Source organism: Paenibacillus sp. J22R3, from assembly GCF_056269305.1.
This window is the reverse complement of sequence record NZ_JBWDNS010000001.1, coordinates 757,585-779,722: the sequence shown is the minus strand read 5'-3', so window position 1 is coordinate 779,722 and position 22,138 is coordinate 757,585. Positions and strand designations below refer to the sequence as shown.

15 protein-coding genes are annotated in these 22,138 nt (G+C 49.7%); all 15 read right to left on the bottom strand.

The features are described 5' to 3' along the window. Positions 1–13 precede the first annotated feature (13 nt). Positions 14–1,030 (bottom strand): glycosyl hydrolase, encoded by a 1,017-nt coding sequence (locus tag AC0YN4_RS03545; protein ID WP_475835162.1) that lies wholly within the window; start codon positions 1,028–1,030, stop codon positions 14–16. A gap of 32 nt (positions 1,031–1,062) precedes the next feature. Then, positions 1,063–2,841 carry a DUF5060 domain-containing protein gene (locus tag AC0YN4_RS03540; protein WP_475835161.1) on the bottom strand — a complete coding sequence of 593 codons (1,779 nt, stop codon included), beginning with the start codon at positions 2,839–2,841 and terminating at the stop codon, positions 1,063–1,065. A gap of 27 nt (positions 2,842–2,868) precedes the next feature. Beyond that, the gene (locus AC0YN4_RS03535) at positions 2,869–3,825 is read right to left on the bottom strand and encodes a carbohydrate ABC transporter permease (RefSeq protein ID WP_475780114.1); all 957 of its coding nucleotides are present in this window, start codon (positions 3,823–3,825) and stop codon (positions 2,869–2,871) included. 63 nt (positions 3,826–3,888) lie between these two features. Beyond that, on the bottom strand, positions 3,889–4,791 hold the full coding sequence (locus AC0YN4_RS03530) for a carbohydrate ABC transporter permease (protein ID WP_475780018.1): 903 nt from the start codon (positions 4,789–4,791) through the stop codon (positions 3,889–3,891). After that, on the bottom strand, positions 4,788–7,364 hold the full coding sequence (locus AC0YN4_RS03525; RefSeq protein ID WP_475835160.1) for a DUF5696 domain-containing protein: 2,577 nt from the start codon (positions 7,362–7,364) through the stop codon (positions 4,788–4,790). Before AC0YN4_RS03525 ends, AC0YN4_RS03530 begins: the two co-directional genes overlap by 4 nt. Positions 7,365–7,378: 14 nt before the next feature. Beyond that, positions 7,379–7,999, bottom strand: coding sequence for a Yip1 family protein (locus tag AC0YN4_RS03520; RefSeq protein WP_475835159.1), 621 nt, complete (start codon positions 7,997–7,999; stop codon positions 7,379–7,381). Then, entirely contained in the window at positions 7,980–9,452 is a 1,473-nt protein-coding gene (locus AC0YN4_RS03515) for a gluconolactonase (RefSeq protein ID WP_475780021.1), read from the bottom strand. Before AC0YN4_RS03515 ends, AC0YN4_RS03520 begins: the two co-directional genes overlap by 20 nt. Positions 9,453–9,465: 13 nt before the next feature. Continuing rightward, the gene (locus AC0YN4_RS03510; protein ID WP_475780022.1) at positions 9,466–10,332 is read right to left on the bottom strand and encodes a carbohydrate ABC transporter permease; all 867 of its coding nucleotides are present in this window, start codon (positions 10,330–10,332) and stop codon (positions 9,466–9,468) included. Between the two features lie 4 nt (positions 10,333–10,336). Beyond that, positions 10,337–11,209 carry a carbohydrate ABC transporter permease gene (locus AC0YN4_RS03505; RefSeq protein WP_240548257.1) on the bottom strand — a complete coding sequence of 291 codons (873 nt, stop codon included), beginning with the start codon at positions 11,207–11,209 and terminating at the stop codon, positions 10,337–10,339. Between the two features lie 109 nt (positions 11,210–11,318). Then, positions 11,319–14,255 (bottom strand): extracellular solute-binding protein, encoded by a 2,937-nt coding sequence (locus AC0YN4_RS03500; protein WP_475835158.1) that lies wholly within the window; start codon positions 14,253–14,255, stop codon positions 11,319–11,321. Between the two features lie 192 nt (positions 14,256–14,447). Then, positions 14,448–15,842: an ABC transporter substrate-binding protein gene (locus AC0YN4_RS03495; RefSeq protein WP_475780024.1), complete on the bottom strand. Its 1,395-nt coding sequence runs from the start codon at positions 15,840–15,842 to the stop codon at positions 14,448–14,450. A gap of 352 nt (positions 15,843–16,194) precedes the next feature. Beyond that, the gene (locus tag AC0YN4_RS03490) at positions 16,195–17,235 is read right to left on the bottom strand and encodes a substrate-binding domain-containing protein (protein WP_475780025.1); all 1,041 of its coding nucleotides are present in this window, start codon (positions 17,233–17,235) and stop codon (positions 16,195–16,197) included. A 485-nt stretch (positions 17,236–17,720) separates the two neighbouring features. After that, positions 17,721–18,995 carry a glycoside hydrolase family 5 protein gene (locus AC0YN4_RS03485; RefSeq protein WP_475835157.1) on the bottom strand — a complete coding sequence of 425 codons (1,275 nt, stop codon included), beginning with the start codon at positions 18,993–18,995 and terminating at the stop codon, positions 17,721–17,723. Positions 18,996–19,019: 24 nt separating this feature from the next. Next, positions 19,020–19,556, bottom strand: a complete 537-nt coding sequence (locus tag AC0YN4_RS03480) for a GNAT family N-acetyltransferase (protein WP_475835156.1) — start codon at positions 19,554–19,556, stop codon at positions 19,020–19,022. A gap of 538 nt (positions 19,557–20,094) precedes the next feature. Then, positions 20,095–21,714, bottom strand: a complete 1,620-nt coding sequence (locus AC0YN4_RS03475) for an ATP-binding protein (protein WP_475780028.1) — start codon at positions 21,712–21,714, stop codon at positions 20,095–20,097. Positions 21,715–22,138: the final 424 nt, after the last annotated feature.

Genomic DNA, 22,138 nt, shown 5'->3' with positions numbered 1-22,138 from the left:
CTCCTTTACGTTATTATTCTCGCACTGGCAATGGATAGCTTCTCAAGTCGGGAAGCTCCTCACGCGTCAGCGTGAATGGGTGATCGTAGAATTTCCGGAGCATGTCCCAGTCGGTAAACTGCTCGGACTTCACGAATTCGCCATACCACGTGCAGTTCCACGCCCAAAGCGCTCCGTCCGCAAGCATGCTGGCAGGGTCGGGCAGCGGTCCGTTTTCCGAGAGGGCGATGATTTTGGCTTCCTTGGTATAATCGACTGCCTGATAGAATCTCTTAACGCTCGAAACGTAATTGCGATCTGGGACATAGACGTCTTCGCCAATGATGTCAACGTATTCATCACCGGGATACCAGTCTTTATGCTGACCGTTCCAAACCCAAATCAAGTTATGGAGTCCGTGCATATTGGTCATGCGTTCGAGCATGAGCTTCCACAGCCGGATGCACGGCTGAGGGCCTTTCGCCCCCCACCAAAACCAGCCGCCGGATGCTTCGTGAAGCGGCCTCCACAGTACAGGTACGCCGGCGTCCCGGAGCTTGGCCAGCAAGCCCGAAATGGCATCGATATCGCGCAGCAGCAGCTGATAATCCTTGGAATCAGGTTTCTCCATCGCTGCAGCCAAATCGAATGTCGTCGCCGACGTATAGAAACCGCGATGCCATCCGTTGTCGGGAGGCTGATCAATGAGGTCCTTCGGCGCATTCCAGTGCCAGCAGAAGGTGACAATGCCGCCTTCTTCCCACCACTTGAGCGCCAACGCCGTGTCCGTCCCAACCGCTCCACGCTCCAAGCGCGAAGGGGAATCGTTCATGAAATCGAATCCGCCAACAGCTGGATATTTGCCTGTTTCGCGATGGATGAAATCCATCTCAGGCGTCGTGATAACGCCAATCTGCTGTCCTGTCAACATTTTTCGTCCGTAGGTATCGCATAAATATGCCATCAGCCGTTTGGCGCAATCATCGGCATTCGGATTGATTAATTTCGGCTGCACTTGAAATCGGCTGTGATCTCCAGCAATTGCTGACATACTCCGCCTCCCCATGCTTGATCGTCATGCTACTAGTTCCGCGTAATCGTAAACGCCAGATCGGATTGAGAGGTGTCCGGCGAGGCGAGAACGAGCTTGCCGTCCACTGCCTCTACAGGCACGCCGTCAAGCGAAGTACCTGTCCAAGGATCGTACCAAGTCAACGTGTACATGCCAGCCGGCCAATTCGGCAGCGTAACAGACTTGCCTTCGGCTCCACCGTTCTCCTTGAGCAGCCAGCCATAGGATTGACGTTCTCCTTGCATCGCCCATGCTTGCGCCTGTCCGCCTTCATCGCCTTCCGCACTGTTCACAGGAACGCGCTTCTCGCGAAAATCAATACCCGCCGTAAACGCGGCAAAATGCTTCATATGCAGAAACATCTCGTCGCTGACTTGTCCGAAATCCCACCAGAACGGCGAGGACGCCAAGCCGCTTGCGAGCGAAATCCAGATCGTTTGATGATACTTCAGCGTATCGGTCACATTGCCTGTTTCACCGATCATAAGCGGCTTCTCATAGCTTTCCCACCGTTTGCGGATATCTTGGGCATAGGCTTTGTAACTGAGATTGTAGTAGTTCTCTCGATCGGCAAGATCCAGCGTCCGATAGCCATAATCCCAATAATCCTGGCGATTCCCCGCCATCGAGCCCATCGTCGGATGCCCGTACGGATCATGCTCTTTGAAATAACTGTGCACCTTCGCCGTCCAAGCATCGGTATCTGTTGTGCTGCCGTGCACCCAGCCGTCCGTGCCGTTAATCTCGCATACCAAATCCCATATGCCGATTGCTCTGCTATATCCCCAGCGGGCAATGATGTACCTGTAGAGATGCTCCTGATACACCCACATCTCTTGACTCGTGAAGAAATCCTTCGCTTCGCCGAGTACCGCATAACCGCTCTTCTCCCAAGCTTTCGGCCACCCGTCCAAGGTGTCGGCCAGCGAGTCGTGCGGCCAAATGACGAAGTTCATGTGCAGTTCCCGCTGCTCGAATGATTCGATCAAGTCATCGATGCGCTTCGCCTTCAGCGGGTCGATCTTCTCGACTCCGAATGTGGAGGATTGCAGCTGATTGCTGCCGCCGCCGTTGCCGGAGCTGTCATAATTGCCGTTCCAGTAGGTAATGAGGTTGCCGCCGTGCTCTGCGATTTTATCAAGATTGACATCGGTAATTCCCCAAGGGTAGGCTACGCCTACACCGTAGAAGGAAGAGCCGTCCCTATATTCTAGATACCGCTTATTATCGTCCGAAACCTGAATCCAGCCACGACTCTTGGTAGGAGTCGCCTCGAACGAGCCTTGCGACCCTTCGCTCACAGTCCCAGCTGTTACGGCATGCAGCCGGTAGCTCCACTTGCCGGCTTCATCAGGCGAGAACCGGATCTTCCAGGCAAATCCGGTACCGTCATAGAAGCCGTTAACCGACCACTTCTTCCCGCTTGGCGAAGTCAAATCCATGGAAAGGTCAATCTCACGCGGAGCGTACGGATTCTTATAATCGGCGTCCATCTCCAGCGTGAGCTCGAATTTCGTATAGAGCTCGATGGCATCTGCATTCTCCACAACATTTTGAATGACCGGCACTTTCGCTGTTGGCGCCGCATCCGGCGCCGTCCCAGTATTAGCTGAAGATCCCGACTCCTTCTGCGACTGCGTCGTGCCTGCATCAGGAGCCGATCCCGACTCCTTCTGCGACTGCCCGACTTGATTTGTGGGACCTTTACTCGCTGTCAGCGCCATAAAGCCGACGGCAGCCAACATGAGTAAACTTCCGCCTGCGAAGAGGGCTAGTTTACGATTGATCATGAGTGATGTCTCCTCTCACGCCTCCGGTTAGCCAACGACGCCTGTCCGCTCGACACTCTCTACAAAAAATCGTTGAACAAACAGATACATGACCACAAGCGGCGCGATGGCCAGCAGAACCCCCGTATCCACAATCATGGATACCAGGTTCGGATCAACCTTCACGTTCGAGCCCGCGCCGACTCCTAGAATGCCAGGCAAATATTGATTGGCATCAGCCGGCAAGGAAGCAACCTTGATTGCCATGAGATTGCTTTGGCTCATAAAGAGCGAGCTGTAGAAGGTATCGTTATACTGCCACACGAAAGCAAACAGCGTGACCGTGATCAAAGGAGGAATCGCATTCGGCAGCATGATCGTAAAGAACGTCCGGAAGCCTCCCGCTCCGTCGATGAGCGCTGCTTCCTCAATTTCCGCAGGCATGCCGCGGAAAAATTGACGGAAAATATAAATGTACAAGCCCGACTTCAAGCCATTGGCAAGAGCGGCCGTTATCAGGGAGGGGCCATACGTATTCAGCATGTTGATGCCCTCTTTGCCTGTAAACAGGTTCACCAAGCCCATGATGTCAAAGTTGCGGAAGTGCAAATACATCGGCACCATAAGCGTGCTCGAAGGAATGAGAATCGTCAAAATAACGAGCGTGAACAGAATATTGCGCCCCGGAAATGTGAACCTCGCAAAACCATAGCCTGCAAGGGCGCAAGACGCAGCTTGCAGTACCGTCGTCGAGACGACGAATAGCAGCGTATTCTTCAGCAGCGGCCAATAATTCAGCACACTCAATGCGAGCCGTAAATTCTCCGTCGTGAAATGAACGGGAATCATATAGATCGTCGGATTGTAAATATCGGTCTTATCTTTGATAGCGACCGAAAGCTGCTGAAGGAGTGGATAGATGATGACGAATGAGATGCCGATAATCAGAATGTAACGAAAAATCGACCACAGCAGCTCGATTGATTTGTTCTTCGCCTTTTGCATCCTCAAAACTACAATCTCGTTCTCCATAAGCGAACCTTTCAAGCTGTTCTCCTCCCTTCTGCATCAGTTATAGTAGAACACTTTCCTGGAAACCAGAATGCCGACGACTACGAGAATCAAACTGATGACAATGGTGTAGATCCAAGACATCGCGGCGCTCAGACCGAAATTTTGCGCTTGGAATGCCGTGGTGTAGATCGTTCTCGTTAACTGGCTTTCCGTAAAGGAGTCGATAATTGTATAGATGATGTTAGTTAGAATGAGCGGACTTACCATAGGGAACGTGATCTTCCAGAAGGTCTCATATGGCGTTGCGCCTTCCATCTTGGCGACCTCGTACATCGTGACCGGTACAGACTGAAGCGCTGCCAGAAAAATAAGAATTTGGACGCCGGAGCTGCTAATGATCTCATAGATCCTCTGTACGGCATCGATGATGTATTCGATGAAAATGGTCGGCATACCCGCATCGGCAAGCATAAAAGCGAGCATAAGCGGGTCGAAGCCGTTCTGTGCAAGTCCTAATTCCTGTGCAACCTCGGAGCTGCCCGTTAACTGAATCAATCCGGAGGATTGAGCTGCGGCTACGGCGCCTGAAGCGAGAATGACCGGTAGAAAGAATATCGCTCTCGCAATCGATCTGCCTCTAAACTTCGAGTTTAGCATGACAGCAGTAAATAAGCTGAAGAACAGGATCATAGGCACGTTCCAAGCCATTTCCGTTAACGATTCGGTCAGGATCCGGTTATAGTTCGGATCGACCGAGAGCGCATCGGTAAAGTTCTTCAGTCCGATGAAGTCCAGCGAATACCCGCCCGGAGCCACCTTCAGCTCGCTGAAGCTGAATCGGATGGATTGAATCAGCGGCGTCGCGAACAAGAACACGAAGCCAAGCAGCCAAGGCGTAATAAACGCGACTCCGAGAAATGCACGCTTCTGCGACAAGGTTAATCGTCTGAGGTTCACGAATTGTCACCGCCTACCGAGAAATTTTTGGCTGCGATTTGAATGCCATTGACCGTAACCGACTTATCCGTATAGTTCACATAAACGGAGGTACCGTTGTCATAACGCACCTGTACGACGCCGGGTTGATGCTGGACATGTTCTGCAATCGTTCTGTTCTGCAAACCGGCGAGGACATCGTTTACTTTGCCGTATAGACTGGAAGCGGCTTTGAGCCAATCGGTATAATGCGTCGAGAAAAACGATTCGTAAGCAGTCAGTTTCAGCTTGGACGACGATTCATAAGACCAGAAGAAATGCGGCGCGGCTCCATACTCCAGCGAACGCAGCATATGGTAGGTCAAATCTTGGTTGTCATCCAGATTAAGGGCAGAGCCGGCATAATTCTTATAACCGTGTATGACCATTTCGTAGAATGGAATTTCCTGATCAGTGATGCCGAAACCGCTGGAGGCCATCGGTACGTCGATCAACTCATCCGCATATTTCAGCGCATATGCATTTCCGCCGGTCAACATCATATTGGGATTGCTCTTCTCTAGCTTTCCCAGCTGCTCCGTAACGATGTTCTTCGCGACATCGCGGAATATGACGCGGCTTACCCGGTAATCGGCCTGCAACAAGTCTCCCAAATCGCGGAGCGAAACGGCATCGATTCCGTAGCCGTCATAGCTGTCGATGAATTGGTCAACGAAGTAAGGCAGCTTGGCCGGAGAAAGCAAGTAAAAGGAGCCAAGCGAAAGGTCCATCGCGTTGAACGCGCGATTGATTGGCGCAAGCATCGCTTGCTCGCGCGTTACGAAGCGCGCCGCATCCGAGGCGGGCTTAAAGTTGCGATTCTCGCGAAGCACATGCTGGAACGCGACATCCGGATATAAACGGCCGCCCATCGCCTCAAGCTTCTCAGACAGCTGCTTCAGCTCGGTTTTGCTGCCAAGTTCACTGTCCAATTTGACGTTCTTCGCGATTTTATGATCGACGCCTTCATTGAACCAGCCGACATAGCGCATTTGGATGTTGGAAACGCCGGCAGCCTTCAGCTGATCGGCCATTTGACCGGCTTGGTCGATCGTCGTCATCGGCATGAGCCCTTTATACGGAATGCCGAGGATCGACTTTTGTTTGTCCACGGCCCCCAGCACGTCGAGGTAGAACGGCAGTCCGCTTTGCGATTCGTTCGGCTGCAGCACTTTATCCTGAACCAGCTTCTCGCGATAGCGCTTTGCCATACCGGAGTAATTCGCCTCGCTCCCTGATAAAAAGCTGTAGCGGACCTGCAGATCGTCTTTGAAGGAATCCTCGGTCAGAAGCTGAATCTCGTCCACCTTATTGCCTTTGTAGATTTCGAGCTCATCCTCTCCGCGGATGGCGAAGCTCGCGTACGCATAGTTGTACGAATTTTTGCGGCCGCTAATATCGGCGTTGATGCTGGCGATGCCTTCGCCTTTCTCGATCGTGGCGAACCAGGCGTCATCGCCTGATTTCATGCCGAATACAGGCAGGCGCGCGGCTTCCGACAGCTGCCCCCGGCGGCGGGAGTTGTTGTTCTCGTCTTCGCCATAGACACGCTGGGCGTAGACCTCCTCGCCAATCTTGCCGTTATTCAGTTGAATCAAGCTCCCGGAGCCATCCGGAACAAGCATGTAGCCTTTCGCATCGGAACCGGCTGCACCGAAGAAATCGAGCAGCTCCACCGTGCGAATTTGATAGCCCTTGCTTTCCTGAATCTCTTGCACAGGAACGCGGACCGTCAGTTCATCACCGGCGAGCTGATACTCGATGGGAACCGTAAAGTTCGGCCGGCTCGCTCCGCCCTCGACAGCCAAGCCGTTCTCTTGATTATCAGCGGCTAAATCCTCTGCCGTGTAGCCTGCTTTCGCAAAAGCATCCAGCATTCTGCTGAGCACGAGCGCTCTGGATACCGCCGTATCGAGCCGCTCCAGCACCTCCGGATTGTTCTCGAGCGGGAAATACCGGTTGCCTACATATTTCGCCGTCGCTTCATCAAGCTTGCTGTATACCTTCTCTTCCATGCGCTTCTTGCTGATTCTCTTCGGCAGCGCATCGATGCCGAGCGATGTGTCCCCGATCGTATACGTAAGCCGGATGCCGTTCTCGATGCCCTCGGCCTTAAACTGCTTGCGTGCGATACTATCCGTGAAATTCGTGATCGTTCCAAGCGTACCGATTACATCCCTGTAATTGATCGTAACCTGGGCGGCCAGCCGGTCCTTCTCGAAAGGCGACGCTTTAGCGTCCGAGCCCAGATCCTCCGGATTGCTCCGCCATACTTTGCCGCTGATTCGGTTAAGCACCGCGATTTCGGTCGTGTCCGGATTGAAATACAGCGCCAGCGTATCCGATTGAGCCGCAAGCTTCATTCCTGGAACGGCAGGTGCGCGATCAGGCAAATACTTAAGCTCTGAGGCCGCGGCCGGTTTAACGTCCGGCTGCATATAGGTACTTACCTCGATCGCCGGCGCACCTTTAGTAGACTGGTAATAGGCGAGAGCCGAGATACCCGCTATCCCGATACAAGCCAGCGCCGCATACCATTTCATTCGGTTATTCAAGGGTGCGGCCTCCTTTACGTACGGAATATGATTTCACGATACACATCATAAACGAACCAATAAATTTGTAATCCCAAGCTGAATGCCAGCGTGCCGAGGAATACGACGAATCCCATTGCGATCACGGACAGCCCTAACGTGAGAATGGCTTTAGCCGGCGTGTATTGATGGACCGTCATAATGCCGATAAACAGCAAGAGGAGGAACCAGATGCTCGCCACACTGTTTACCAGCCAATAGAATGGCGTCTCCTCCTGCGTCATGAACCGGCTTATAAACGTGATCGGCAGATTGAGCAGTACCATCGGCAGCAGCGCATAGCCGGTTGCCATAACGATTTCCTTGAACTTGCCTTCGCCCTCCATCAGTGTCGTAATGGACCAGTTCGCTATGCAGAACAGGAAGAACGGCAGCACCGTGAATTGCAAATCATCCAGACTGTTTAACGACCTCGGGTCCACGAAATTGACGAGAAAACCTGCGAATTGCTTCTGCAGGATGAGCGTCAGCACAAGCAGCAAGAGTATGGCCAAGGAAACTTTGACCTTCCCTTTGCTCTCGTATTTCATGTCCCAGAATCCGTCGAACGGATGCAAGATGAGATGGAGCGGAAATTTAATATAATCCTGCTTCACGTTTCACAGTCCTCCTTCTTATCACGTTCCTGGCGATGCGGAACGCGACGAATGCGGCAACGAGCGAGATCAGCACCGTCATGAATGGGCCGAAATTGTCCTTCATTACTTCCCGGCGATATCGTTTGTAGGCAACGGAGTAGTTTTTTCGACTCATGCCGAGCTTGAAATATTCCATGGCCTCTTCGTTCTTCTTCTCCATGAGCAGCGATTTGCCGATACCTAGGTATGCGATCTCATAGTTCGTATTCAGACGCAGCACTTGGCCCCATAATTTGACGGCCTCGTTATCGTTCCCGCTGTAATGCTGAATCGTTGCTTGACGAACCAGGCTGCCGAACTCCGTAGGACGGAAGACCGCGATATTGTTCTTGCCTCGATCGAGCACGGCGAGCTTATCGCCAATTTGTTCCACGGCCACTGGCGTATTAAATACGCCAAGCTGGTTGCCTCTGTCTCCGAAAACATAGAGCAAGTCGCCTTCGGCATTGTACGTGAACAGTCGCGCGCGATTCGAATCCAGTGCTACATACATGCCGCCGTCAAGCACCTTAATGTCAGTGAGCTTCGACGGACCCGAGTTATTGCCGAACCTCCGGAAGCGGATGTCGCCTTTGACCGGCCAGTAGCCGAATCGTTTTAGCACATCTTGGCCGGATGGATTAAGCCGTTTGATCGTTTCATCCGACGTGTTATCGATGGCAGTCGCATAAACGAACCCTTTGCTGTCAATATCGACGCTTGCGAATTCGGTCGGGATGAACAGCTCCATCTGCTGCTTCTGCGCTTTCGTGGACAATGATCTCCAGAGCCGGTCCCACAGGCTGGGCGATACGCTGATCGTGCCGACATATCCCATGAATACCTTCTTGTCGTCGAATTGCATGATGCCTTCAAAAACGCCGCGGGCGACTACGAATAATCGGTCCGCGCTGTCCACGGTTACCTTCAGCGGCACGAACTTAAAGTCTTTCGGCAAAATATCCGATTTCGGACTTTCCACGATCTTGATCAGCTTGCCATCGTTTGAAAGGACGACGACTCGATTATGCTCGGTATCGGCGACATAGACTTCATTCTTCTCCGAGACGAACAGCCCTTCCGGCGCTGCGAAGCCATCTTCCTTGCCGTTATTGTCAAACTTGGTGATGATCTGCTTGACGTTTAATTGACTATCAAGGATGACCACGCGCGCATTGCCGCTGTCCAAGATATATATAGTGCCGTCATGCGTCACGTACATATCTTTAGGCTGATTGAAATCGCCGACACCCAAGCTGCTCCCGGTAATCGCATAGTCCGGCAAGTAGGGCGCGGGCAGCGGCACTGCATCCCCGTAAAAATCGTAATTGTAAGCTTCATAAGGCGCAGCAGCCGAAGCCGGCGGCGGCACAACGATCGTCATCACCAGCGCTATAATCGCAGCAACCAGGAACACTCTCTTTATTTGCACGCTTCCACCCCCTCTAGTCCTTCATGCCGGACGTCGTCATCGTTTCGATAATGCGGCTTTGCGAGAATACGAACAGGGCAATCGGTACGCTCATGAGAATCAATGCGACAGCCGAGCCAACGCCGGCACGGGCAATCCCGCCGAAAATAATTTGATTGGATGCATAGTGAAGAGTTTTCAACTGTTCGCTATAGATAAATCCGTTGCCGTCCGTACCCCAAAGCATCTGGAACAAGAGAATGACAAGCGTCAACCAAGCCGGCTTTACGTTCGGCATGACGATTTGCCAGAAAATACGGTATTCGTTTGCCCCGTCGATCTTCGCCGATTCGAGAAGCGCGTCGGGAATTTGCTCCATGAACTGCTTCATCAAGTAGAGGCCGAGCGAGAACGCGAAGGCTGGCACGATGACCGCCCAGTACGTGTCGATTAATCCGATCCAAGACATGACCATATAGTTCGGGATTGCCGTAACCTGCGGCGTAAACATCAGCGACAGTACGACGATCGTAAAGATGATCTTGCTGCCCGGAAAACGATGCTTCGCCAGCGGATATGCTGCGGCGGAAGCCAGCAATACGTGACCGACTACTCCCATCCCGGTAATGAAGAACGTATTGAAAATATATCGCGAAAACGGTACCCACGATTGACCGAGCAGCGTCATCAGATCAATGAAATTGCTCGTGGTCGGATGCCTGACAAACAAGGTTGGCGGGAACAAGAAAATTTCATCCAGCGGCTTGAACGCCGCGTTAAGCGCATAAACGAGCGGCAGCGCCATAAAAGAAGCAACGAGAGCCAGAAATACCGTAAGCCAGAATGTCCCGGCAAAGGAACGGTTTACGCGTTTTTTACGAAGCGTTAGCGCAAGCTTCATGCGGTTAATTCCCCACCTTCCTGAGAAGTCGTTGAACCGCCAAATTCGCGCCAAGCATCAAGAGGAACAAGACGGTCGCGATTGCGGAAGCGTAACCCATTTCGAATCGGATCGTACCGAAATCGATCAGATGCGTGACGATCGTTTCCGCGGCATAGTTCACGCTCGGGAAGCCGGCCAAGTAGATGGAAACGTCCGCGATGGCTAGTGACGCCGTTATCTGGATGACGGCGCCGAACATCAGCTGAGGTTTCATCGACGGCAACGTAATATACCATAGCTCTTGCCAACGGTTCTTTACGCCATCGACGGCCCCGGCTTCATAGAGCGTCTTATCGACGGTCTGCAAACCTGCTATGAAGGCAAGGAAGCCGGTACCCAAACTAAGCCATAATTGAACGAGGATGACGATCGGCATAATGTACTTTTCCGTCTTCAGCCATAGAATCGGGTCCAGAATAACCCCCATCTTAATCAAGAAACCGTTCGCGATGCCGTAACGGTCACCCGAGAAGATCATCTGCCACAGGAAATATACGTTTCCCGAAATTGATGGCGCATAGAACACGAGCGTCATGAATGCGCGCAGCTTCGGCCGTAAATCATTAATGAGCCATGCAAACACAAAGCAGGCGATGTAGCTGAGTGGTCCCGTAATAACCGCGAAGAGGATCGTATTCTTGACCGCAATTAAGAACACGTCGTCTTCCAGAAACAAGCGGCCATAATTTTGCCAGCCGATAAAACGCGGAAATTCCAGCATATTGAAGTAAGTGAAACTAATAACGATAGACATAATGACAGGCAGTACTGTAAATACGGCAAAGAGCAGCAAATATGGCGACATTAGGATATAAGAATGCTTGTGCCCCTTCATGATCTCCCATTTGACAGCCCACCAGCTCGGAGTGTTCGTCGGCGTTTTTCCTGCCCTTGTCTTTGTTCGTTGATTCGGGATATCGATATTTGACATTTGGACCCCTCCTTTATTCCGGCAGGCCGAATTCTTTGCGTTTCGCGCGAATTTCATCTTGGATATATTGCGCGTAGTCGAGGATCGCTTCGCGCGCCTCCGTATCCGCACCGACGACGACTTTCAAGAATGCGTTCTGCAAATGCCGTCCGGTGAAGTAACCGCCCGGAACCTCCGGAATGCCGCGGACCCACTCAAATTCCTCTTTCAAGCTTTCATAATCGGCCATTGGCCAAGGCAAGCTGTCAAGCGCTTTGACGTTCGCGGTCGGATAACGGGCAGATGCGCCCATAAGCGCCTCCATCTCGCGGCCGTATTTCGTCTGCGCTTCCTCGCCGGTCCACCATTTCATGAACTGCCATGCGGCATCCTTATCCTTCGCGCCGCTTAGCATGAGCGTACCGCTTCCATTGCTTGGCGTCTCTCTTCGGATCGTGCCGTCCGGCTGTATCGTGCCCGGAATTGGAACGAAGCCCCACATGCCGCGAATTTCCGGCGCGAATACAGACAGCTGGTTGTAAGTCGTATAATCGACGATACCGATCGGCATTTCACCGGTTCTGAAGCGGTTCGCGAAATCGAATTCGCGCTCGAGCTTATAATCGCTGTAGAGGTCTGTCCAGGTTTTGAACGTTTCGACCCCGATTCTGGAATCCAAATCGGATTCCTTTCCTTCATTCCGGTAAAATTGTCCGCCATTCTGCATGAGCAGTGTAGCAAAGATGGCATTAGGAGGAATGTTCTGGCCTGGAATAGGCACGGAGGTCGCAGGTGTCGTAATAGGCATGCCAAGCTGCATCCGGTTCTTGTTCAGCACTGCAAGCAGCTTATACATATCGTCCCAAGTTTGAGGCACTTCTAGGCCCAGTTCCTTCAGAACATCCTTCCGATAAAAAAGCATATTGAAGGTTTGGGTTTCAGGCAGCGCATAGACACCCTGCTGATACGTGAACGGAACTAGCGCGCTTGGACGGAACCAATTGGCCACTTCTTGGTAATCCTGGAATTGCGACAGATCGGCTGCAGCTTTGCGCATCGCATAGTTCACCGGAATATCGTTGCTGATTTGCATCGCGACATCCGGCCCTTGACCTGCAAGCGTAGCCGGCAGCAGCGTATTCATTTGTACCAACTTCAGATTCACGTTAATGCCGGTCTCCGGAGTGAATGTTTCATCGATCATCGCCTTCAGCGTATTCGCCTGGTCGCGGCCGCTTCCGATCCACACAGTGATGGAACGCGGATTCTTCTCATCGGATGCATTGCCGATCTGGTTGTAGTCGATGAAGAAGGAATAAGCGAACGTTGAGATTTCATGGATAAGCCTCGTAAAAAATCCGTCACCGGCGGAAGGAAACTTCTTATTGGGCGAAGCGACATAGATTTCATCGATTTGCAGCGGCATTTCGAGCGCCTTCTGCAGCCAAGTGCCCAGACCGCCCGTGTTGCTCTTGTAAGCGGCAAGGCGGCGCGGAATCGTGTCCGGATTATCGATGAGCTCGCCAAGCTGCAGCGCCATCGTCTTGAGAAGCGCTTCGGAATCGCTGCTTCCGCCCGACAGTCTCTTCAATTCTTTGCTGACGGCCGTCAGTCTTTCTTCCTCCGATTTGAACGTCTTCAGCAAGTTCGGCACCTGCTCATCCACCCGGTAGTCGCGGAATTTATCCGGTGATGCGCCTGTAATCATAATGATCTTGCGGTACATCTCGTTGAGGTTAAATAAGCTGTCTTTCACTTCGCGGATGAGCGGCGCAAATTCTCCGAGCGTATCTTCAAGGCGGATGATGTTCTTGCCCTTCTTTAGCTCGAACAAATACGGCTCATCGTCTCCCATGACGTCGATGCGGTATCCACTCTTATAGCGGAACGGAATTCGCTCTGCTTCCCTGAACGGAACTTCGCCGTTTATGTATAGTGTTCGCGTCGAGTAGATGCCGCGAACGAATTGTTGTTTGGCCTTAAGAGCGATCTTATAAAGTCCGGCTTCCGGAGCATTAACCTCCCACTCGATCCACTGACCGGGCATGCGCCAATTGTAGCCGCCGATCGTATTCACCCGAACGAGCTCAGGACTATACGGCTTCACGGCTGCGCTAGCTCGTTCAGTCTGCGGATAAAGCGTCGGAGACGACTTAACGCGCGCGTCCTCGCCTTGAACCGTAATGATCATTCCGTCTGTTTCCTTCAAGCCCTCCTGTTCGTATCGCTTGACCGTTTCTTCATATAGCGCAGGATGCTTGTCTTGATATAAGCGCAGCTGCCGAATGACCATCGGCTCGCGCTGCGATACGAAGGAGAGCGTGTGCGTTCCTGAGGTCAAGTAGAACCGGAAAGGATCCGCGTAGTAGCCGTTCGAATCCTTAAGCAGTGCTTTCCGCCATTCCGGCCGCTCAAACTGCTGCGGACGCAGGTCGTTGCCGCGGTTATCCCGCTTCACCTGATCCAGCTCATTGTCCCAAATGCGGTCGAACTGCAAATAATCCGCTTCCTCGAACGGCAGCTCGCCATCGATCAACAACGACCGTTCAATACTCGAGCTTTTGCCTTGTATCGGATAATACTGCACCGAAATATTGTAAAAGCCCGCTTCAGGGACATTCACCGACCAGTCGACTCGCCCTTGCTCGCCGGTCTTCAGCGAAGTTCCGCTCATTCCCTCGTAATTGTCGAGCTGCTCGATGTCATCGCCTTCCGCATTCGCATAGTCGGAAGCATTGATGATTACTTCGCGATCAGGAAACCCGGCACTTTGATTCTTAGCCAGGTACGATGTGTAGTCTCCTCGTTCTTGCTGCAGCGAGGTCCATGAACCGCTGACGAACGACGACTTCTCGCCAGCACCGCTAACGTTGTCTGCCCCAAGCTGAGACCAGAGCACAATTAGTCCGGCCGCTCCAATGATGCCGATCGACCATAAAGTCAACTTCTTCCTTCGAACAGTTCCTTTCAATGTCAGCCCTCCTATGCGGCGACTTGATCTGCGGTCAACCTCATATTTTTTCACCTAACGAACTAACTGGACAGTTAGGTTGTTATGATCGCATGATAAGTTGAAGTAGCATCGGGAATTGGTGAAACAAAAGGGGCTGTACCGATTAGTCGGCAGCCCCTCTCCTTAGTTGCCAGTACAGCTCCAATCAGCTTATTTCAGCTTATCCAGCGCAGCTTGGCCGTTTGCCTTATACTTCTCAAGCGTTGCCGCTACGGATTGATTTTTTATGATAATGTCATCCATGATCGTGAAGAACGGGAAGTCTGCTACGCCTTCTTCAATCGAAAGGCGACCAGTACCGTTTACATGCTCGATCGCCATCTTGATATCAGCTTCGTTCTTGAAGCGGGACTCAAGCCAGTCTTGACCGAGGTACTCTTCTGTCGCAGGGATATCTTGCAATTCTTCGAAAATTTGGTACACGATTTCCGGGTCCTTCGTTCCTTTTGGAATAAAGTAACCATTTTGCGCCGTGTTCGCGAAGGTGTATTTCCCGTCGCTTTGCGGACCTGCCGGGTTAGGCACGATACCAACCTCGAAGGTCAGATCACCCATGTTCCAGTCATAGTTGATCGACATGGCGACATCGCCGTCTTTAAACGTATTTGTTTCGTTCCAGTCCATTTTATTGCCTGATTTCACTTTCACGACATTCTCCACACTGTAGAGACGGTTAACGAATTCAAGCGCTTCAGACATCTTCGGATCTGTAAAACCTAGCGTTAAGTCCGTATCGGTAACGAACAGCGCGCCGTTCGTTACGCCAATGTGACGAGCCGCGTCAGCTGCCCAGCCTGCGTAGCCCCATGTATCTTTCTTGCCATCGTTGTTAGAGTCAGTCGTTGCTTGCTTCGCGATTTCCATGAACTTCTCCCAAGTCCATTCGCCGTTGTTGTACAGATCCTGCGGATCCTGCAAGCCAAGCTTCTTGATTAGATCGCGGTTATAGTACAATCCCACTGCCGAAATGCCGGGCGTGTTGAACGAATATTCCGTTCCGCCGATTGCTGGCAGCTTCTGAACGTGCTTCTGTTCTTTGTTGATGTCGTTATCAGCCGTTGTGAAGTCTGTAAGCGGAAGTACCAAGCCTTGTTTAATTGGCGCGATCGCGCGTTTGAACTCCATGATCGAAATGTCGGCCATCGGCTCACCCGCAAGCACTGCGGTCGTGAACTTGTCCATGTATTGATCGAACGGAATGTTCACGAATTCGAGCTTCATGTTATATTTTTCTTCGAGCTCTGCAATCTTCGCGAGGGAGGCTTTCTCGCCAGCCGTTTCACCTTTTGGCTTGCCATCCCACCACATGGAGATTTTGACTGTGCGGCCGCCTAAATCGATGGCTTCCGCCACAGGCTCGTTCGCTGCGGCATTTTCTTCGGTTGCGGCATTGTTTGCGGCAGGTTCAGTAGTTGTGTTGGAAGCAGTGTTGCTTTCGGTTGTGTTTGAGCCATTGCTGCTGTTATTGCTGTTGCCTCCTCCACATGCACTTAGAGTAAGCATTAAAGCGACAGACAAGATTGTAAGTGCTTTCATTTTTCTCATTGCAAAACAACCTCCTATTTGTTTGTCTTGCCGTACTTCGGAGCAATAGCCAATCCGCCCTCGAACTGCATTTCTTTACCAGATTCCCCAACGTAAACGTTTACATTTCACCGTTTAATGTTTTCTCACCACCACCGTTAGGCTAACTTTCACAAAACTACATGCCGATCATAGCACCCACTACCAAAAACAGTCAATTAAATTTTGGTTAAAATAACAAATTAAATTATCTTTAGTTTTTAAACTGTTATGTATTTGTTATTTTGTTAGGTCTTAAGACATTCCAAAACGGCATATAAATAGCCCGCCTGAGCGCTTCGACGCATTCAGGCGGGCTTAAAGGCTCCCGAATTCAGATAACGGATTCCATGCTCGCAACGGGATGAGCATGGGCATCTCGAATAATAATATCGCCGTAAATCAACTTTTTCTCATAGGACGAGCTCGGATTAAGGATCCGCCACAGTATCTGATCGACTGCTCTCATTCCAAGCAATTCCTTGTTCACATTGACCGTTGCAAGAATCGGATAATTGTCGCAGGTGTTGTCGTAGCCGGTAACGGCGCATTGTTCTGGCACCTGGATCTGAAGCTTATTCAGCTCTTCGATCAAATACCTTGCATTCACGTCGTGCGCGCAGACGAAAACCTCAGGCAGCTCTCCCAGCTTGATCTTGGAGAATAACAGATACATATCTTGTGCGTCGGGACCGATCAGCTGCGGGTCTTGATTTAATTCGATCTGGTAGCTTTCCAACGTCGTACGGAAGGCAAGCCATCTCTCGAAATAGCTAGGCGCATCCTTGATGCTCCCAACATACTGGAACTTCCGGTATCCCTTGCTGATTAATTTCGTCATGAGCTCCTGCATACAGCTGAAATTGTCGGAGAATACCGTGTCGCAATGGAGTGCCGGATCACTGTGGTCGATCATAACGACAGGGATATTCATTCGTTTAATATCGAGCAGAATCTGAGTCGAAACAGAGCCGATCGTAATGACGCCTTGAATGGCTTCTGGCTTGAGAAGAGAAAACACATGTTCGCCAGACGGTTCGGTCAGCGTAATAATGTCCATGCCCCGTTGGCTCAATCTCGCGTTGACGCCGTCAAATACAGGACCCCAGTAAACGGAATCCCGATTCTGATAACGCACGTTCGGAAACAGTACGACAATGGTTCCGCTCCGCTTCACGTCCTCATGCTCGTTCAGCTCTCCCGTAAACCGGGAGGGCTCATTATTTTTGAAGTATCCGAGCTGGCCTGCCGCTTTCATGATCATTTCTCTCGTTCGCTCGCTCACGCCATTCTTGCCTGATAGCGCGCGCGACACAGCAAACTTTGAAACGCCAGCAAAATCGGCGATTTCTTGGATTTTCACTTTCCCTCTCATTCGGACCAGTCCATTCTGTGCACAATTTAGGTATCTCAGCCTATTGATCGGTCTTTGACCGCATATCGATGAATGAGTCCAAATTTGCAGCTTGTTGTAAACTAATCATAGCAAACCGTTTGCCAAAGGTAAATCAGATGTTGCAATTTGTTATGTATTTGTTTGGTCGAATGGCTAATTATTAACGAAATCTCCATTTGGACATACAAAGAACGACCTTGCAGACTTCAAAGCCGCAGGTCGTCCCTTATCATTTCAATCTGGTGCGCAAAGCGCCTTGGGATGCGCCTTCAATCCACGTTCAGTGGTTTGGAGGCATTTTTGCATTATCATATATAATCATTACACAAATCAGCCCGTTAGCTGAATAGGCTGCCGGTCGATCTGCCGACAGTAATCGGGTGTCGTTGAACTATCGTACCCGTTTCTTGTCCTCCGACAAGCGCTCCACCCAATTGAACTAATTATGTATTCAATAGGCCTTGCTATTCCTTATGAGGTATAAGTGCTTCCAGCAATTCCTTCCGATACCGATTAGCTATTGGGTCATATACGCCGAAGCCCGAGCAATATTCCCAATAAGCCCAGCTGAAACCGCGCTTCTCCGCTTCCTCTCGCACAAAGGTCGTCCAACGAGCTCGTGAAGGCATATCGGCTTTGCTGTACGCGCCGAACTCGCCAAGATAGATCGGGCGATGGTGCTCCTTTGCCCAATTGCTCACCTTATCAAAGGCTTCCACAATTGAATTGGGACCTGCCGGATTCGTTTCCACCGGTTTCGTATTGTAATCTTGTAACCAATCGTCCACCCACTTCACCTGCTTTGCGGCAGTGATCGGTTCCACCTTCTGCGCCGGAGGACCTGGCCAAATGATGCCGATGGTTGCGATTTCCGGCCCTCCCCATTCTGCCCCCTGGTGGGTGAAGAGAAAAGGATCGTAATAATGGAACGTAACGATCACGTTTTGTTCGTTAACCGGAATGTCGAGCGACACAAGTTCAGCATAATTGCTCCAGTTGACGGAGCCGATAATGACCGTATGCCACTGATCCTCGCTCCGAATCGTATCGAGCGCTTTCTTCATCATTCTATTCCATTTTGACCAGGTCAGAGAACCGTTTGGTTCATTGAGCAGCTCAAAATACACATTGCTGGGAAGCTCCTTGTACCGTGCCGAGATTTGCTTCCATAGCGCCAGAAAACGAGCCTCTTGCTCATCTGGATTCAGATAGATCTCATCGAAATGGTGCATGTCAAGAACGACGTTCAGCTCCTGCTTCAGCCCCTGGTCGACGACCCAATCAATGCGTTCGAAAAACTTAGCGTCAATAGCGTAAGGAGCTTTCGCGTCCGCATGCGCCGACCACTTGATCGGAACGCGGACCGTTTCGAAGCCTGCATCCTTGATCGTCTTGAAGTAGCTTTCCTGTAAAATGATTCCCCATTGCCCTTCAATCGGCGCCTCAAGCGCGTTGCCAAGATTGACTCCTCTCCCGAGCTGTTTCGCCTGTTGAAATACGTCAAGCGGCGCCGACTGCGGGTCACGCTTCGGCAGTTTCGCGTCCGGCGTAGTCGCGGGCAAAGCAGCCGGAGTCGGGTCGGGAGACAGTGTATTCTCCTCCGCTATGCTGGCCGCCGGCGTGGCATTCTCCGTCTTGTTCGATACCTCCTTTCCTAGGTTTTGCGTGCTACCCTTACACCCCGTTGCCAAAACAAACATGAGCAGCGAGACAGTGATCGCAATACTCCATATTTTCAATGTCACGGACCCCCTTGAAGTCATTCATTCTAAAACCTTTTCTAAAACGAAGATCACTTCTCTTGAATTGTATTTACGTCTTAGTTCTTCTCTTCGTAAAATCCCGCTTTCATAGTCATCTACTCGGACTCTCTCCATTTCCTCCAGAGTTGAATCTTTGACTACCAATCCCGTTGGTTTAAATCCATTTTTTAAATAAAAAGCTTCTACTTTTGGATCGTCCGCTGAACCTACACCAATTTTATAATAGCTTCTTTTCTTCACCGCTGTTTCAAAGATCCGCAGCATGTTTGTTCCCAGCCCAACTCTAGCATATTTCTTTGTAACATCCAGATTAACCGCGATCCCATTCAAATTAATGACTGAATCATTTCTCTTAGACGGACTTCCATAGCAAATACCAACCACTTCACTACCATCCACTGTTACGAAGTACAAGTCAGGATTACTTTTCACCCTTTGCATAAAATCCTCAAAGTTCTCTATATCCAAATACTCGCACTGAAATGCATACGCTTTTTCATAATCACTTTCCTCGATTAATCGTATCTCTTTCTCCACCAGGCAACCCTCCGTATTAATAAATACGATTTCCGATAATCTAAAAGTCTAAGGCTCGGAATCCGGGTCTTAGACGCATTTTAGCTATAAACGGAAGCCCTGATGCTTCGCTCGAGCGGCGAGTAGCCATCGTATCCTTCTCGCTGCAGCGATAGTAACAGCGCCATATTTTAAACGTCGAAAACGGCGTGGCAGTAATTTTCGCGGATGTCGAGGGATTCTCGTGCACGACGCCGACCTTCTCTTCCAGCTTGCCCCACAGGAACGACTGCGCCTCCAGAGCTTTGTCGATGATCTGGTCGATTTGTTCTGCCGTCTGTAAGCCAGTTTAATTGCATAATTTCATGAATGTTTTGAACTAACTTTTGTACTACTTGTGTCACAACACCACACCATAACGTGCTTAATTCCACAAAGACCCCAGAAATCCTTGTTTTGATTGAACTAATCTGCCGTTACTTCAACGAAACAAGGAGCAGCTGCCGCTGGCAAACTGCTCCTTGTTCGTTTAGCTATTTTTCTCCGTTAGTTTAATCATTTACCTTTGTAATTCCAATGAAGTCCCCAGTTTCGGCAGCCAAATGATAAAGGTTGTCCCTTTTCCATGCTCACTTTCTACTTTAATTCTTCCTTTATGCCACTCGATAATACTATAGCTCATCGATAAGCCTAGACCTAATCCGTATTTTTTCGTTGAATGAAAAGGAGTAGATAGCTTCTCCAGCGTATCTTTATCCATTCCATATCCATCGTCTCTGATTACAATTTCAATCCCATTATCAAATTGGCTCTGTTGGATTACAACGGATATGTTCCCATCAAAGTCGATGGCATCAAAGGAATTTTGCAACATATTTAGAATGACCTGTTTTATTTTGTCCTTATCGATGTGAATCTCATCTTTATAACATGGTTGATACTGAATCTTTATGTTTTTACTATGGAAGTCACTTTCCATTAATGCCAAAGTATCTTCAATAAGTTCATGTAGGCTTACACCAGTTTTTAAGATTTCTTTTTGATCAGGTTTAGCCATCATTACGAATTGCTGAACAAGATTTTTGATTCTTTCTAATTCACTAAAGATGATTCTAAAATAGTCTTTTTGCTTATGGTCAGCTGTTTTGAAATTTTCTTTAAGGAGCGCTAATAAGCCTATGATTGACGTAAGCGGATTTCTGATCTCATGCGCAAGTCCTGCGCCGATTTTGCCGATAGCTGACAATTTCTCGCTTAGCATGAGTTGTCTTTCTAAGACTAGTCTTTCTGTAATATCTCTAAACTGGCCAAAGGCACCGATTATTTGATTGGATTCATCGTAAATTGGAAAGGAGTCAAATAAAAAAGTTTTATTCGATATCGATATTTCGATATCTTCATACTTTTCACTGCCTCTCAACACATTTTCCATGTATTCTCCGATAATGGCTACTTCTGCAATTTGACGATTGCATAGTTCATCATTTTTACTAGCCAACACTTTCTCGGCATAAGGATTGATTTCAACTATTTTGCCGTCTTCATTGGTCATAATGACCCCGTTTCGACTGGTTTCCATTAGCACTTGATTCAAGACTAGCAATTTCTTATTCTGTTTCTTGGTTATTACCTCTCGTTCAATAGAATCTACTGCAGACTGGAGCAATCCTAGATGGTATGGACTTACATGATTAGCAGCCATCATCATAGTAATGGTCCCGCTTATCTTGCCTGAAGCATGGAATGGCACGGAGAAACAAGCACTTTCATGCAAACAACGGAAGAAATGGTCTGATCCGATGAGTTGGGCTGATTGTCCCATTCTTAAAGCCATTTCAATACTATTCGTGCCTACTTTCTCTTCCTCTAATCTGATTCCGGTGGATAAACCTAATGATTCAATTTGCCACTTTATCATTTCATCCCCGTACAATTCCAAAATATACCCTTCATGATCCGTGATACAGATCAAAACGGCTGTCCCATCCAAATCAGATATTAACCTCGTCATAAACTTTCTTGCTACGGAAATGGTATCATCAAGATTTCTCTTCTTTTGATCCAACACACTTTCCGGCAATTTGTCTTTAGGAGACGGCAAATCATTTGGATTTAAATTTTTATCGAAACATATTTGGTGCGAATTATTAATATATGTGTTTCTTAGTTCCGTTATCATTAGAGTCACCAACCGAAAAATATTGTGTAAGCCATTTAATCCAATTCCCTATGCGATGACGCTTCTATCGACGCAAGATGTGGCTGACCTCAATTATAGCCCATTAAAAAGAGGTTAACCATTAGTTAAGTGACTAACTATTTCAAAACCTAAATTACTTATTAAGTATTGTTCAATAATCTATGATTAATCAAACCTGCCCGTTAACGTACTGAAGCCACTGTTGATGCCGGCACCTTCGTCAGAGTTGTGTATTGAGCTAACGTTAGCCATTCATGCAGCGCAAGAAACAGCGCTGCACCACAGAGGATGAAAATAGAAATGCCGTCAATAATGCTACTACGGCTGGGAGATGAAGGTCGATCAACTATGGTGCGTTAGAGCCCATCCGATAGTCTGACTCCGACGACCACGGTGCATCACA

What these genes read in the sequence shown, in the direction of transcription:
- AC0YN4_RS03505 (WP_240548257.1), bottom strand. Translation starts at nt 11,209, where the DNA reads ATGAAGGGGCACAAGCATTCTTATATCCTAATGTCGCCATATTTGCTG.
- AC0YN4_RS03540 (WP_475835161.1), bottom strand. Translation starts at nt 2,841, where the DNA reads ATGATCAATCGTAAACTAGCCCTCTTCGCAGGCGGAAGTTTACTCATG.
- AC0YN4_RS03475 (WP_475780028.1), bottom strand. Translation starts at nt 21,714, where the DNA reads ATGATAACGGAACTAAGAAACACATATATTAATAATTCGCACCAAATA.
- AC0YN4_RS03495 (WP_475780024.1), bottom strand. Translation starts at nt 15,842, where the DNA reads ATGAGAAAAATGAAAGCACTTACAATCTTGTCTGTCGCTTTAATGCTT.
- AC0YN4_RS03490 (WP_475780025.1), bottom strand. Translation starts at nt 17,235, where the DNA reads ATGAGAGGGAAAGTGAAAATCCAAGAAATCGCCGATTTTGCTGGCGTT.
- AC0YN4_RS03510 (WP_475780022.1), bottom strand. Translation starts at nt 10,332, where the DNA reads ATGAAGCTTGCGCTAACGCTTCGTAAAAAACGCGTAAACCGTTCCTTT.
- AC0YN4_RS03535 (WP_475780114.1), bottom strand. Translation starts at nt 3,825, where the DNA reads ATGCAAAAGGCGAAGAACAAATCAATCGAGCTGCTGTGGTCGATTTTT.
- AC0YN4_RS03545 (WP_475835162.1), bottom strand. Translation starts at nt 1,030, where the DNA reads ATGTCAGCAATTGCTGGAGATCACAGCCGATTTCAAGTGCAGCCGAAA.